At 68.0% G+C, this 14229-nt stretch carries 14 protein-coding genes; 7 read left to right on the forward strand and 7 right to left on the reverse strand.

Annotated features, from left to right (window positions below):
• The first annotated feature begins 30 nt into the window (after positions 1–30).
• Genes AACH06_RS12530 through AACH06_RS12545 form a run of 4 tightly spaced genes read left to right on the forward strand, consistent with a single transcriptional unit; the run spans position 31 to position 4940 of the window.
• Entirely contained in the window at positions 31–531 is a 501-nt protein-coding gene (locus AACH06_RS12530) for a MarR family winged helix-turn-helix transcriptional regulator (protein ID WP_341426034.1), read from the forward strand.
• 11 nt (positions 532–542) lie between these two features.
• Positions 543–2054 carry an efflux transporter outer membrane subunit gene (locus AACH06_RS12535; RefSeq protein WP_423222020.1) on the forward strand — a complete coding sequence of 504 codons (1512 nt, stop codon included), beginning with the start codon at positions 543–545 and terminating at the stop codon, positions 2052–2054.
• Positions 2055–2088: 34 nt separating this feature from the next.
• Positions 2089–3321, forward strand: coding sequence for an HlyD family secretion protein (locus tag AACH06_RS12540; protein WP_341426036.1), 1233 nt, complete (start codon positions 2089–2091; stop codon positions 3319–3321).
• Positions 3318–4940 (forward strand): DHA2 family efflux MFS transporter permease subunit, encoded by a 1623-nt coding sequence (locus AACH06_RS12545; RefSeq protein WP_341426037.1) that lies wholly within the window; start codon positions 3318–3320, stop codon positions 4938–4940. The genes AACH06_RS12540 and AACH06_RS12545 overlap by 4 nt, the downstream gene beginning before the upstream one ends.
• 317 nt (positions 4941–5257) lie before the next feature.
• Here AACH06_RS12545 and AACH06_RS12550 read toward each other — a convergent pair whose 3' ends face one another.
• Both AACH06_RS12550 and AACH06_RS12555 read right to left on the reverse strand, forming a co-directional pair.
• Positions 5258–5455 carry a type II toxin-antitoxin system antitoxin gene (locus AACH06_RS12550; protein WP_341426038.1) on the reverse strand — a complete coding sequence of 66 codons (198 nt, stop codon included), beginning with the start codon at positions 5453–5455 and terminating at the stop codon, positions 5258–5260.
• Between the two features lie 18 nt (positions 5456–5473).
• Entirely contained in the window at positions 5474–6358 is an 885-nt protein-coding gene (locus AACH06_RS12555; protein ID WP_341426039.1) for an SPFH domain-containing protein, read from the reverse strand.
• A 266-nt stretch (positions 6359–6624) separates the two neighbouring features.
• Between AACH06_RS12555 and AACH06_RS12560 the strand changes: the two genes are divergently transcribed.
• The gene (locus AACH06_RS12560; protein WP_341426040.1) at positions 6625–7452 is read left to right on the forward strand and encodes a GGDEF domain-containing protein; all 828 of its coding nucleotides are present in this window, start codon (positions 6625–6627) and stop codon (positions 7450–7452) included.
• 98 nt (positions 7453–7550) lie between these two features.
• On the opposite strand, the gene AACH06_RS12565 is transcribed toward AACH06_RS12560, so the two are convergent.
• The 5 genes from AACH06_RS12565 to AACH06_RS12585 form a co-directional block, all read right to left on the reverse strand.
• Positions 7551–8333, reverse strand: a complete 783-nt coding sequence (locus tag AACH06_RS12565) for an oxygen-binding di-iron domain-containing protein (RefSeq protein WP_341426041.1) — start codon at positions 8331–8333, stop codon at positions 7551–7553.
• A gap of 108 nt (positions 8334–8441) precedes the next feature.
• On the reverse strand, positions 8442–9407 hold the full coding sequence (gene miaA / locus AACH06_RS12570) for a tRNA (adenosine(37)-N6)-dimethylallyltransferase MiaA (protein WP_341426042.1): 966 nt from the start codon (positions 9405–9407) through the stop codon (positions 8442–8444).
• Positions 9404–10606: a multidrug effflux MFS transporter gene (locus AACH06_RS12575; RefSeq protein ID WP_341426043.1), complete on the reverse strand. Its 1203-nt coding sequence runs from the start codon at positions 10604–10606 to the stop codon at positions 9404–9406. The genes miaA and AACH06_RS12575 overlap by 4 nt, the downstream gene beginning before the upstream one ends.
• A 99-nt stretch (positions 10607–10705) precedes the next feature.
• Positions 10706–11479 (reverse strand): tetratricopeptide repeat protein, encoded by a 774-nt coding sequence (locus AACH06_RS12580; RefSeq protein ID WP_341426044.1) that lies wholly within the window; start codon positions 11477–11479, stop codon positions 10706–10708.
• A 38-nt stretch (positions 11480–11517) separates the two neighbouring features.
• Positions 11518–12177, reverse strand: a complete 660-nt coding sequence (locus tag AACH06_RS12585; protein WP_341426045.1) for a TetR/AcrR family transcriptional regulator — start codon at positions 12175–12177, stop codon at positions 11518–11520.
• Positions 12178–12415: 238 nt separating this feature from the next.
• Here AACH06_RS12585 and AACH06_RS12590 point away from each other — a divergent pair, with 238 nt between their 5' ends.
• Together AACH06_RS12590 and AACH06_RS12595 are read left to right on the forward strand one after the other, a co-directional pair.
• The gene (locus AACH06_RS12590; protein ID WP_341426046.1) at positions 12416–13351 is read left to right on the forward strand and encodes an ABC transporter ATP-binding protein; all 936 of its coding nucleotides are present in this window, start codon (positions 12416–12418) and stop codon (positions 13349–13351) included.
• Complete coding sequence (locus AACH06_RS12595; protein ID WP_423222021.1) at positions 13348–14157, forward strand: ABC transporter permease; 810 nt, start codon at positions 13348–13350, stop codon at positions 14155–14157. The genes AACH06_RS12590 and AACH06_RS12595 overlap by 4 nt, the downstream gene beginning before the upstream one ends.
• The last annotated feature ends 72 nt before the right edge of the window (positions 14158–14229 follow it).

Genomic DNA, 14229 nt, shown 5'->3' on the forward strand with positions numbered 1-14229 from the left:
AATCATTGCATGGGCAATTATAGTGTGGGCATGAATCAAGCAGAGAACCCCTGTCCAGGCTTCTATGTGCCGGGCCAATACCGGCCCGAGCAAAGCGTGGGCTACCTGATGAAACGGGTGCTGTCATCGGTGCTGGCGCAGGCCGACGAACGCCTGGCCTCGCTGGATCTCACCCATGCCCAGTGGCTGCCGCTGTTCAAGCTGGCGGTCAAGGACTGCCACACGGTGGCGGCGCTCGCCCGCGAGGTGGAGCTCGACCCCGGGGCGATGACCCGCTCGCTGGACCGGCTGGAAGCCAAGGGCCTGGTGCGCCGTGAACGCTCCACCGAGGACCGTCGGGTCGTCAACCTGGTGCTCACCGACGAGGGCCGGGCCGCGGCCATGAAGGTGCCGCCGGTGATGGCCGAGGTGCTGAACAACCACCTGAAGGGTTTCACCGAGGCCGAATGGCAGCAGTTGGTGTCATTGCTGACCCGCATGGTGGCCAACGGCGAGGCGATGCAGCAGTCATCGACCTCGTCCTCCAGCTGAAAGAACCGCTCATGAAGAAGCTGACCTTGGCATCGATGCCGCAGTGGGCCATGCCCTCGATGTTGCGCCTGCCGCGCCTGCCCTGGCCAGGCTTGGGCCAGACCGGCCTGACCCTGCTGGTGGCGCTGGCGTCGGCCGCCGTGCTGCTCACCGGTTGCGCCACCCCCGGCGAGCCCACCCCGCGCCTGTCCGAGACCACGCCGGCCGCTGTGGGGCTGGCCGATTCCGCCACCGCGGCCGTGTCGGCGCGCTGGTGGGCGCAGCTGGGCGATGAGCAACTCACCCGGCTGGTCGACCAGGCCCTGCGCGACCAACCCAGCCTCGCGCTCGCCCAAGCCCGCGTGGCACGGGCGCAATCGGCGGCCCAGATCACCGAAGCGGCCGACGGGCCTCAGGCGCAACTCAGCGTCGACGCCGCACGCCAGCGCTATACCGAAAATGGCCTGGTGCCGCCGCCCATCGCCGGTTCGATCCGCAATACCGGCACGATCCAGGCGGGCTTCAGCTGGAGCCCTGACTGGTATGGCCAACAGGCTGCGGCCCTGCAGGCTTCGTTGGGGCAGGCGCGCGCCGCGCAAGCTGATGCTGCCTTGGCTGCCAACGCGCTGGCGACTCAGGTCACGCGCGGCTATGTGGCCCTCACACGCCTGCTGGCCCAGCGCGATGTGGCCGAGCGCACGCTGGCCCAGCGCGAGGAACTGCGCCAGCTCACCCAGCAGCGCGTGAGCGCCGGCCTCGACACTCAGGTCGAGCTGGTGCAGGCCGACAGCGCCTTGCCAGACACCCGGGCCCAGATCGAGGCGCTGGACGAGCAGATCGCGCTGGCGCGCCACCAGCTGGCCGCGCTCAGTGGCCAAGCGCCGAATGCGTTGGACACGCTCTCACCGTCGATGGACCGGCTGGCCATGCCCATGCTGCCCACATCCCTCGGGGCCGACCTCCTGGGCCGGCGTCCCGACGTGGTGGCAGCGCGCTGGCGCGTCGAAGCCGCCACCCAGGAGGCGAAGGTGGCGCGCACGCAGTTCTATCCCAACATCAACCTCACGGCCTTCGTGGGCCTGAATGCGATCGGGTTGGACCAGGTGCTGGACGGCGGCAGCCGCCAGTACGGCGTCGCACCGGCGCTGCGCCTGCCGCTGTTCGACGGCGGCCGACTGCGTGCCCAGTTCAAAGGGCGCGAGGCGGACGTGAACGCCGCGGTCGCCCAGTACAACGCCGCGGTGATCGACGCCGTGCGCGAATCCAGTGACGCGATCAGCTCGCTGCAATCGTTGGCGCGTCAACGGCAGGCACAGGGTGAAGCGCTGGCCGGCGCGCAAAAGGCGCATGAACTGGCGATGCAGCGCTACCGCGCGGGCCTGGGCAGCTACCTGATCGTGCTCAACACCGAAAGCCAGTGGCTCGCGCAAAGGCGCCAGGCCGTGGACCTGCGCGCCCGCGAGATGGACACCGGCGTGGCGCTGATGAAGGCGCTCGGGGGCGGCTGGATGGACGACGCGCCTGTCATCGCCGCCGCCCATTGAGCCCCCGCCAGACCAGACGAATCGAGAGAACACCATGAACAATGCAGCTTCCGCTCCCGCCGCCAACCCCGCTGGCCGCCGCCGTGGCTTGACGATCATCGCCACCGCCGTGGCCCTGGCCGCTGCCGGCTGGGGAGGTTGGCACTGGTTCCACGGCCGGCACCACCAGGTGACGGACAACGCCTATGTGGCAGGCAACGTGGTGCAGATCACCCCTCAGGTGAGTGGCACGGTCGTCGCCATCTTGGCCGATGACAACGACGCGGTGAAGTCTGGCCAGGCCTTGGTCAAGCTGGACACCGCCGACGCCAAGGTGGCCCTGGAACAGGCCGAGGCCCAGCTCGCGCAGACCGTGCGCGAGGTGCGCGCGCTGTACGCGGGCAACGCCACGCTGAAGGCGCAAGTGGCCCTGCGCGAGGCCGACCTGGCACGCGTGCAGGCCGATCTGGCGCGGGCGCAGGATGACGTCAACCGCCGCGCGCCGCTGGTGGGCAGCGGCGCCGTCGGCAAAGAGGAGTACCAGCACACCACCGCCCAACTCGCCGCGGCCAAGAGTGCCCTGGCGGCGGCGCAATCGGCGGCGCTCGCGGCCAGGGAGCAGTTGGCCACTGGACAGGTGATGACCGAAGGCACCACCGTCGAGCAGCACCCGAACGTGCAGCGTGCTGCGGCCCGTGTCCGCGAAGCGGCGCTGGCGCTCAAGCGTGCCGAGCTGCCATCGCCCATCGAAGGCCACGTGGCCAAGCGTGCCGTGCAAGTCGGCCAGCGCGTGCAGGCGGGGGCCCCGCTGATGACCGTGGTGGCGCTCGACAAGCTCTGGGTCGATGCCAACTTCAAGGAAGGCCAGCTCGCCGACCTGCGCATTGGCCAACCGGCCGAGCTGACGGCCGATGTCTACGGCACCAAGGTCACCTACCACGGCAAGGTGGCTGGCCTGGGTGCGGGCACGGGCGCCGCGTTCTCGTTGCTGCCCGCCCAGAACGCGACCGGCAACTGGATCAAGATCGTTCAGCGCGTGCCGGTGCGCATCGCGCTCGATCCCCAAGAGCTCGCCGCCAACCCGCTGCGCGTGGGCCTGTCGATGGAAGTGAATGTGGACACGGGTGAGCAGGGCGGCAAGACGCTGGCTGATGCGCCGCGCGCCCAAGCCGTGGCAGCCACGGGGGTGTACGACGCGGCCGATCGTGAGGTGGACGAGCGCATCCGTCGCATCGTGCGCAGCAGTCTGGCCCAAGGGCGCACCGTGAGCGCGCACCAGCCGTCATGAGCGCAGCCTCTACCGCCAGCCTGCCGGACGCGCCGTCGAGCGAAGCACCGCCACCAGCGGCGCCCGCTCCGGCAGCGCCGCCGCCGCCCCTGACCGGCACCGCGCTGGCGCTGGGCACGGTGTCGCTGTCGCTGGCCACGTTCATGAACGTGCTCGATTCGTCGATCGCCAACGTCTCCTTGCCGGCCATCGCGGGCGACCTGGGGGTCAGCCCGGGGCAGGGCACCTGGGTGATCACCAGCTTCGGTGTCGCGAACGCGATCTCCGTGCCGCTCACCGGCTGGTTGACCCAGCGCTTCGGCGCGGTGCGGCTGTTCACGATGAGTGTGCTGCTGTTTGTGCTCGCATCGTGGCTGTGCGGCTTTGCCCCCTCGCTCGAGACGCTGGTGGTGTTCCGCGTGTTCCAGGGCTTGGTGGCCGGGCCAATGATTCCGTTGTCGCAGACCCTGCTGCTGGCCAGCTATCCACGCGCCAAGGCGGGCACCGCATTGGCCTTGTGGGGTGTCACCACGCTGGTGGCGCCGGTGGCCGGGCCGCTGCTCGGCGGCTGGATCACCGACAACGTCAGCTGGCCGTGGATCTTCTACATCAACATCCCCATCGGCCTGGCCGCCGCGGCGGTCACCTGGGGTATCTACCGCGATCGTGAAACGCCGCGTCGCAAGCTGCCGATCGACACCGTGGGCCTGGGCCTGCTGGTCACCTGGGTGGCGTCGCTGCAGCTGATGCTCGACAAGGGCAAGGAGCTGGACTGGTTCTCGTCGCCGCAGATCGTGCTGCTGGCGGTGGTGGCCGTGGTGGCCTTCGCGGTGTTCGTGGTGTGGGAGCTGACCGATGCGCACCCGGTGGTCGATCTGCGCCTGTTCAAGGGCCGCAATTTCGCCTTCGGTGCACTCGCCCTGTCCGTGGCCTATGGGTTGTTCTTCGGCAATGTGGTGTTGATGCCGCTGTGGCTGCAGCAATGGATGGGCTACACCGCCACGGCGGCCGGTATGGCGCTGGCGCCGGTGGGGTTGTTCGCGATCCTGCTGTCGCCGCTGGTCGGGCGCAAGGTGAGCGTGTGGGACCCGCGCCGCATGGCCACCGGGGCTTTCATCGTCTTTGCGCTGGTGTTGTGGATGCGATCGCAGTTCACCACCCAGACCGACATGGCCCACATCCTGGTGCCCACCTTGATCCAGGGCGCGGCGATGGCCTTCTTCTTCATCCCGCTGACGACGCTGACGATGTCCGGCCTGGCCCCAGAACGCATGCCGGCCGCGGCAGGCCTGTCGAATTTCGTTCGGATCACGGCGGGCGCGATGGGCACCTCGATCGCGACCACCCTGTGGGACGACCGCGCTGCGATGCACCATGCGCACCTGACCGAACCGCTGGCGAATGGGCAAGGCGCGCTGGCGAATGTGCTGGCGTCGCTGCAGGCGGCCGGCCTCAGCGCATCCCAGGCCATGGCGCAGGTCAACCGGATGATCGACCAGCAGGCGTTCACCCGCGCGGCCGACGACATCTTCTACGGGTCGGCCCTGCTGTTCCTGGCGCTGATCGGCCTCATCTGGTTCACCAAGCGTCCGCCGCGCATCGGTGGGGCTGGGCCGGCGGATGCGGGCGGGGCGCATTAGGGCGTGTTCACATTACGCAGCCCCGTGCGAACGGGTTGTCCAGGGATGCAGGGCAAGGCGCCCGACGCCGCCCAGGCTGGTGCCTGGGCAAGGTGGGCAACGCCGCCATGCGCCCTGGACGGCCCGTTCCCGAAGGGTTGCCACCAGAACCAGCCGCCCGCGGCGTTGCAAAGCCTCGCCGGGGCCGCACCCCGGCTTCGTTTTGCGCCTTGCGCTCGACCCGTTCTGGTGGCAACGCATCGGGGCTCCGTAGTGTGAACACGCCCTAGGTAGGCCGCAGACCGCGCGTCCCGAAAGGCGCGGCGGGCGCGTTCGCCTCAATCGGCAACGGTGTCTTCCCCGGCGGGAGAGTCGGGCGGGTTGGGCAGGCGGCCGCGCCGGGCCAGGGCTTCACGCAGCAGGAACTCGACCTGCGCGTTGGCGCTGCGCAGCTCCTGGGCCGCGAGCCGCTCGATCTCGGCCCACAGCGCCGGATCGATGCGCAGCGGATAGCTCTTCTTGCCGGGACTGGCCATGCGACGCGCTGCGTGCGGTCAGTTGTAGAGCGTGCCCGCGTTCAGGATGGGCTGGGTGTCCTTGTCTGAACACAGCACCACCAGCAGGTTGCTGACCATCGCCGCCTTGCGCTCGTCGTCCAGATTGACGATCTCGCGTTCCGACAGGCCTTTCAGCGCCGCCTCGACCATGCTGACCGCCCCTTGGACGATCTTCTGCCGGGCGCTGATGATCGCCTCGGCCTGCTGGCGGCGCAGCATCACCTGGGCAATTTCCGGCGCGTAGGCGAGGTGCGTCAGTTTGGCATCCAGTACCTCGACCCCGGCGTCGTTGAAGCGGGCCTGCAGCTCGGCCTTCAGGGCTGCGGCCACTTCGTCGATGCTGCCGCGAAGCGTGATCTCGCTGCCTTCGGCCGCCTCGCCGTGGTCGTACGCGTATTGCGAAGCCACATGGCGCAGCGCGGCCTCGGCCTGCACCTTGACGAACATCTCGTAGTCATCGACTTCGAACATCGCCTGCGCGGTATCTCTCACCCGCCACACCACCGCCGCCGCGATCTCCACCGGGTTGCCCCGCCGATCGTTGACCTTCAGCGTCGGCATGTTCAGGTTGCGGGCCCGCAGAGACATCTTGCGACCCACCAGGAAGGGGTTTGCCCAGCGCAGGCCCTCGCTGCGGTCGGTGCCTCGGTACTGGCCGAACAACAGCAGGATGGCGGCGGTGTTGGGCTGCAGCATGTAGAGCCCGGCCAGCATGAACACGCCCGCGCCGATGAGCGCCAGGGCGATCAGCAGCCCGGCGATGCCCGCCACGCCTCGCACCAGTGAGAACAGGCCGAAGGCGATCAGCCCCACGCCCACCAACGTCATCGCATAGCCGTTGGCTGAATGGTGGGGCTGTTCAGCACGCAGGGGGCGGCTCATGGTGTGTCTCCGATGAAATCAAAGTGATATCACTTTACAAATCGTTGTGGGCGCCGTCAAGGCTTGGCGGCATCCTCCGGGGTCGTGCGCTGCCAAGCCTCGGCGCCGATGCGATTCATCGCCCAACCTGGGGTTGTGCCGGAGATCTCCAACGGTGGAGATCCCGGCCTCCGAATCCGTCACGCCGGGGCTTGTAAACAACCCTCAACTCGGCCCCAAAAAGGCCGATTTGTGTTCGAATTCCTTCACCGAATCACAGGAAACCGATGGTGGCTTCTAGCGAGGCACGCGAGACCCGCGATGCGCATCCAGGCTGGGTTCAGACCCTGACCCAGTGGGCCAGCCGTGCCAGCCTTGGCTCGGCGTGGGCATTCCAGATCGGCGTGGCGTTCATCGTCGCGATGACGGTGGCCACGATGCTGGTCTGGCTCGACGGCAGTTCGTGGCCTGTGGCGATCGGTGCGGGTGCCATCGCGCTGCTGCCGGCGCTCGTTGCGGGCGGCGCAGCACTGCATCTGGCCCGGGCGCTGGCGCAGTCGTCGGTGCAACGCGAGTTGCTGATGGTCGACGACGAGTTGACCGGGGTTTGCAACCGCCGCCAGTTCTTGCGCCTGTCCGAGCGTGAATGGTCGCGCTGCCGCCGCTATGGCGACGACGGCGCGCTGTTGCTGATCGATGCCGACCATCTGCGCCGCATCAACGACAGCATGGGGCAGCGTTGTGGCGATGCGATCTTGCTGGAAGTGACCCGCCGCGTGAACGCCACGCTGCGCCAGTCCGACCTGCTGGCACGCTTCGGTGGCGCCGAGTTGGCGGTCTTCCTGCCGCACACTGATCCACTCGGTGCGCTGGATGCCGCTGAACGTATTCGCCAGCAGGTGGCCTCGGCGCCATTCCGCTGGGAAAACGCCCATGTGGTGGCGACGGTCAGTGTCGGCGTGGCCCATGTTCACATGGGCCAGGCTTCACTCGATGGCTTGGTGCAGGACGCCGAATCGGCCCTGCAGGCTGCCAAGGATGCCGGCCGCAACTGCGTGCGCGCCACGCCCATCCAGCCACGCCGCAGCGGCGAGACGCGCTCCGTCACATCCTGAGCGCTGGGGCCCGAGAAGCCGGGCAGAGCCCGTCCCTCTCATGAGCCACACAGGCCGCCTTGAGCGGCCTTTTTTCTGAAGCCTCCTGCCAGGCTGGGTCAGGTCGGCACGCGGTAGTTCTTCTGCTCCATCAGATCGATGCCGCAGGGCAGTTCTCGGATCCAGCGGATGAAGTCGCCGATGGCGGCACCTTTGAGTGGCGCGCCATGCTGCGGCACCATCAGGCGGATCGGCAGATCGCTGACCATATCGGCCCACAGCCGCAGCACCTTGTTCGAGACCATGTAGCGGCGATGGAAGCGCTCCATCGTCGGCAGCAGGGTGGACAGGTCCTCCACCGGCCGCTTGGCGAGCTCGCCGCCGACGAACGAGACCCCCAGGTCGCCTGAGAAGAGGATCTGGCTCACCGGATCGTAGAACTGGAAGTTGCCCTCGGCATGCATGAAGTGCGCGGGCAGGGCGATCAGGTCACGGCGGCCCACTCGGATGCGCATGCCGGGGTCGGGGATCGCCTTGATGCGGCCGACCGTTTTGCCCGGTTTGCAGAAGTGTGGGATGAACCGCTCCCACACCGTCGATACATACACCGTGGCCTGGGTCGATGTCATCCACCGGTCCAGCGACGCGATGATGTCCGGGTCGGCATGCGACGCCAGAATCGCCGACAGGCGATGCGGCGAGAAATGACGCGTCATCGACAGGTACAACTCGCTGTAGGCGAGGTTGCCTCCGGGATCGATGATCGCGCCGGTGTCCTGATCAACGATCAGGAACTGGTTGGCCTGCACCGCCTCGTCACCGGGGTGGTCCGGACCAGCCGTCCCCAAGTCGGTGAACATCAGGCAACGGTGCCCGTCGTGGTCGTAGAGAATCTCAGGCATGCGCGACTGTAGGAAGCGCGCTCGCGCCATAACTTGACCGCTGTCAAGCTAGAACCATGAGCTGGCGGCCCGCCTCGGCTCGGTATGACTTTCGGCCGATGCAGGGGCCTAACGAGTGAACTCGGCGGCAGCCTCCGCCAGCATCGGTCGGGCTGCGGCCAGTGCCTCGTCTGGCGCTTCTGCCGACAGCACCGTGCGTTCCATGCCCCGCAGCCAGGTGAGCTGGCGCTTAGCCAGTTGCCGGGTGGCGGCGGCACCGCGTTCCTGCACATCGGCACGAAGCGCTGGGCCGCCGAGCCCGGCATCCAGCGCCTCCCATGCCTGGCGGTAGCCCACGCAGCGCATGCTGGGCAGGCCGGTGTGCAGATCGCCTCGTGCGCGCAATCGCACCACCTCGTCGAGAAAGCCTTGCGCGAGCATCTGCTCGAAGCGCAGGCCGATGCGGGCGTGCAGCCAGGCCCGGTCGCGGGGCTCCAACGCCAGCAAGCGGTGCCGAGCGGGAGCGGATGGAGACTTCTCGCGGGTATGAAAAGCCGACAGCGGCTGGCCGGTGAGCCGGAAGACCTCCAGCGCGCGTTGGATGCGCTGGGCGTCGTTGGGGGCCAGCCGGGCCGCCGTGAGGGGGTCGACCAGCGCAAGCTCGGCATGCATCGCTGGCCAGCCACGATCGGCAGCCTCGGCGTCGAGTTGGGCGCGAACCTCGGCGTCGGCGGCGGGAAGCGCGTCGATGCCGTCGATCAGTGCCTTGAAGTAGAGCATCGTGCCGCCCACCAGCAAGGGCACGCGGCCCCGTGCCCGGATGTCGCGGATGAGTCGCTGGGCGTCTTGGACGAACTGGGCCGCCGAGTAGGCCTCGAGCGGATCAAGGATGTCGATCAGGTGGTGCGGTGTGCTGGCGAGTTCGGCGGGCGTGGGTTTGGCGGTCCCGATGTCCATGTCCCGGTAGACCAGCGCCGAGTCGACACTGATGATCTCCACCGGCCCGTCGGTGGCCAGTTGCAGCGCCAGACCGGTCTTGCCCGAGGCGGTCGGGCCGGCGATGCCGATCCAGTCGATCGAAGTCTCGGCGGTCACGTCGGCACGGCCTCGAAGTGCTCGCCGTGGCGTTGCACCAGCGTCAGCGCGATCCCGGCGGTGCCCAAGGCGAAGAAGGCGAGGCCCATGCCCATCGGCCGAAGCGTGCCGTTCAGCGCCTGGCCGAGCCACAGGCCGACGAAGAAGGCCACGATCGCGAGGAAGAAGCCGGCCAGGGCCGAGGCCACGCCCGCGCTGCGCGGAAACGGCCCCACCGTGCCCGCCTGCCCGCAGGGCTGGTGAATGCCATGCCCGAAGTTGTAGAGCCAATGCGCGAGCAACACGCCGGGCAGTGCCGGCGAATCCGACAGCGACATCGCTGCCATCCCAAGGCCGCCCGCCACCGTGAACACCGCGCCGCGCTTCACGGTGCCCGCCAGGCCGTGCCGAGGCAACAGGCGCCGGCAGTAGAAGGTGGCCGCCATGTACGAGAACGAGCTCGACGCCATGGCCATTCCGTAGCCCCACGGCGTCAGGCCAAGGACGCCGATGTAGACGAACGATGACGCGGCCAAGAGCAGGAACAGGCCGCCATAGGTCAGGCTGCTGAGGGCCGTCCAGGCTCGGAAGGTCGGGTGGGACACGACCGAGGCCAGGCTGCGCGCCAGCGATCTGGGCTGCAACGCCTGCGCATCGCGCTGTGCGCTGGTTTCGGGCACGAGCGCCGCGACGATCGCCCAGGTCGCCACGGCGATGACGGCCACCGCCGCCAGGGGCGCGCGCCACCCCAGGTGGGCGGTCAACCAGCCGCCCAGCAGCGGCGAAGCGAGGGCCAGCACGCCCAGGCCGGAGAGTGCCCAGCTCATCACATGGGCGCCTTGCCGGGGTTCGTACAGGTCGCGCAGCATCGCGCGGGCGCAGACGATCGAGGCCGCCAACCCCAGCCCCTGGAAGGCGCGGCAGGCGATGAGCGTGTCGATTGACGGCGCCAGCGCGCACCCTATGCTGGCCGCGCCATGCAGGCCCAATCCGCCAAGCAACACCGGCTTGCGGCCGAAGCGGTCAGACAACGGGCCCATCACCAACTGGCCGATACCGAAGGCCAGCAGCACCAGCGACATCGTCAACTGTGCGGCCGACATGGGGGCGTGCAGCTCGACGGTCAGCAGCGGCAGCGCCGGCAGGTACAGGTCGGTGGTGACGGGTTGCAGGCCCAGCAGCAGCGCCATCGCCAAGGCGGCGAGGGCAGGGGTGAGCACGGGGCGGGAAGAAGGCGGATCGGCCGGCATCCGCCGAGCCTAACAGGCGGATGCGCGGGCCACGCAAAGTGAGGCGTGCCGCAGGTGCGGCAGCGAGGCTCAGTCTTCCAACTCGGCCTTGGCCATCTCGACGTCCAGCCGCTCCATCGCGTCTTGTGGGGCGCTGGCGGCCGCATCGGCGTAAAGCTTCTCGGCCTCGGCCATCTTCTTGTCGCCCTCCAGCATCACCAAGCCGTTGGCGTATTCGACCATCGCGATGGCGCTGGTGGGGTTCAGCTTCAAGGCTTCCTTGAACATCTTCAGGCCCGTGGCCGCATCGGCACCCTGGGTCTTGCCGAGCAGCTTGCCCACCTTGTCGATCACCTCGGCATGGAAGGCACCCAGCGCGATGTGCGCGTCGGCATGCTTGGGCTGCAGCTTGATGGTGGTCTCCAGTGCGCCCTTGACCTTGCTGCCCAGCCCCTGCGCCAGTGCCTTGGCCACGCTGATGCCCTGGCTGTAGCGGCCCAGGGCATAGGCCATGAAGTACCAGGCGTTCGGATTCTTCGGCTCGGCCTGCGCCTGGGCTTCGGCGCGCTCGGCCACCTCGAGGAACAGCGCGAGCTTGTTCTTCTCGCTCTTTTCCAGGTAGTTCGCGTAGATGGCCTGGGCCTTGTTGGCCACCGTGAGGCCGGCACCCCCGGCCCTCAGGCCCGCTTCCGCTGCCTTTTGAAACTGGCCGGCGTGGAACAGCGCCCAGGCGGCCTGCACCGCCTCGTCTTTCGGCCAGGGCTCGGCATCGCCGGCATGCAGCCGGGCCCAGTGCTTCTTCAACGCCGCGGCGTCGTAGGTGTAGTCGTCGGCGTCGTACGGGAAGGCGGTCCACTTGGCCATATTTGTCTCCTTGCAGCGGGTGGGTTGTCGCGTTGTCGTCAGGCCATGTTGCGGTATGGCCCGGCCAGTTCGTTCAGATGCTCTCGCGCGGCGGGTTCGAGGTAGGGCCCGAGCAGGCCCAGCACATGCCAGGCGCCACGGGCCAGGGTGGCTGCGGCGTTGTCCGGCTCGAGGGCCTTGCGCGGTTCGCGCACGTACTCGTAGCTCAGCCAGTAGGTCAGCACCACCACCATCGAGGTGGCCACCACGGCCGCATCCGGGCGTGCCAGGCGCATCGCGCTGCCGCGGGTCAGGCCGGCCAGCACCGCTTCGACCGCGCGGGTCTTGTTCTTCAGCACGAACTGAAAGTGAGTCTCCAGCCGGCGGTTCTTGCTCAGCAGGTCGTTCAAGTCGCGGTAGAGAAAGCGGTGGTTCCAGATCAGCTCGAAGAGCATGTGGAAGAACAACCACGCATCTTCGACGTTGCGCACGCCATCGGCGGCGTTGAGCAACTCGTTCAGCGCCGTCTCGTAGCGGCCGAACAGCGCGTTGATGAGCTCGTCTTTCGCCGGGTAGTGGTAGTAGAGGTTGCCCGGGCTGATGCCCAGCTCGGCCGAAATCAGCGTCGTCGACACATTCGGCTCCCCGAAGCGGTTGAACAGGTCGAGCGTGACTTCGAGGATGCGCTCGGCGGTGCGGCGGGGCTTCTTGGTCGGCATGGGCGACGGTGGATGTCCTGTTCGGCAATACGGGCCGCCGGGATTTGACCACTCCGTCGGTCCGACCTGTTCGGCGGGCCGAAACGGCTCGCATGGCGGAAGCTGGACACTAGCATCCCCACGCGGGCGCGGCCTTGGGGGCGCTCCCTACAATCCCGCCGCCGCAGCTGCCGCCAGGCCTCGGGCCCGGCCTTTCGCGCGGTCTGACGCTGGCGCCGCCGGCCGAACAGGATCTTTCATGCCAGCTGTTTCCTTCCAGGGGGTCGCCAAGACCTTCACCGGTGCGCGCGGTACGCTGCGTGCCCTTGACGGGGTGAGTTTCGACATCGAGCGGGGCGAGTTCTTCGGTTTGCTCGGCCCCAATGGGGCGGGCAAGACCACCTTGATCAGCATCCTGGCGGGGCTGGCGCGGGCGACCGAGGGCCATGTGTCGGTGATGGGGCACGACGTGGTCGAACACTACGCCGACGCGAGACGCGCACTGGGCATCGTGCCCCAGGAACTGGTGTTCGACCCCTTCTTCTCGGTGCGTGAGGCGCTGCGCATCCAGAGCGGCTATTTCGGTGTTCGCGGCAACGATGCCTGGATCGACGAATTGCTGGAAGGCCTCGGGCTGGCTGACAAGGCGAGCGCCAACATGCGGCAGCTGTCGGGGGGCATGAAACGCCGCGTGCTGGTGGCCCAGGCGCTGGTGCACCGGCCGCCGGTGATCGTGCTGGACGAGCCGACGGCGGGCGTGGATGTCGAGCTGCGCCAGACGCTCTGGCAGTTCATCGCCCGGCTGAACAAGCAAGGGCACACGGTGCTGCTGACCACCCACTACCTCGAAGAGGCCGAGGCCCTGTGCGGCCGCATCGCCATGCTGAAGCAAGGACGCATCGTCGCGTTGGACCGCACCGCGAACCTGCTCGCCGCCACCGCGGGCAGCGTGCTGCGATTCAAGACCGATGACGTGCTGCCCGCCGATCTGGCGGCCCGTGCCCGCGTGACCGGCCGAATCGCCCAGGTGTCGGCCCACGACGCCGCCGAGGTGGAGCAGATACTCGCGCGGCTGCGGGCCAGCCAGGTGAGGGTGGAAGACCTGGAGATCGGCCGAGCCGATCTGGAAGACGTGTTCCTCAGCATCATGCAGGGCGGCGCTGCGGCCGCTACCACCGCGGAGGCCCACGCATGACACCGACCCCGTCGAACACCTCGTCGTCGACCCGCGAGGGCGCACGCCCGCTGGCGGGTGCCCGAACCTTGTTCTACAAGGAGGTGCTGCGCTTCTGGAAGGTCTCGTTCCAGACGGTGGCGGCGCCGGTGCTCACCGCGGTGCTGTACCTGCTGATCTTCGGCCATGTGCTCGAAGACCATGTGAAGGTCTACGACCAGATCGCTTACACCCGCTTCCTCATCCCAGGCTTGGTGATGATGAGTGTGTTGCAGAACGCGTTTGCCAACACCTCGTCGAGCCTGATCCAGAGCAAGATCACCGGCAACCTGGTGTTCCTGCTGGTGACACCGCTCTCCCCGCTGGCCTGGTACGTGGCCTACGTCAGCGCGTCGATGGTGCGCGGGCTGGCGGTGGGGGCGGGTGTGCTGGCCGCGACCGTGTGGTTCGGCTGGCCAGGTTTTGCACAGCCGGTGTGGATCCTCGTCTTTGCGCTGATGGGTGCGGCGCTGATGGGCTCGCTGGGCTTGATTGCAGGGCTGTGGGCGGAGAAGTTCGACCAGATGGCCGCCTTCCAGAACTTCATCGTCATGCCCATGACCTTCCTGGCCGGCGTGTTCTATTCGGTGCATTCGCTGCCTGCCTTCTGGCAAGGCGTCAGCCAGCTGAACCCGTTCTTCTACATGGTCGACGGTTTGCGTCACGGCTTCTTCGGCGTGAGCGATGTCTCCCCGTGGGTCAGCCTGGCCGTCGTCGGCGCCAGCTTCATCGTGATCGCCGGGGTGACTTTGCGGCTGCTGCAGACGGGCTACAAGCTGCGCCATTGACGGCACAGCCCTGACGGTGTGATGGAATGCAGTGCCGAGCCCTGCCAACGAGCGGGGCCGGCCTTCGATTCA

The organism is Ideonella lacteola (assembly GCF_038066555.1).
Classification (GTDB): domain Bacteria; phylum Pseudomonadota; class Gammaproteobacteria; order Burkholderiales; family Burkholderiaceae_C; genus Ideonella; species Ideonella lacteola.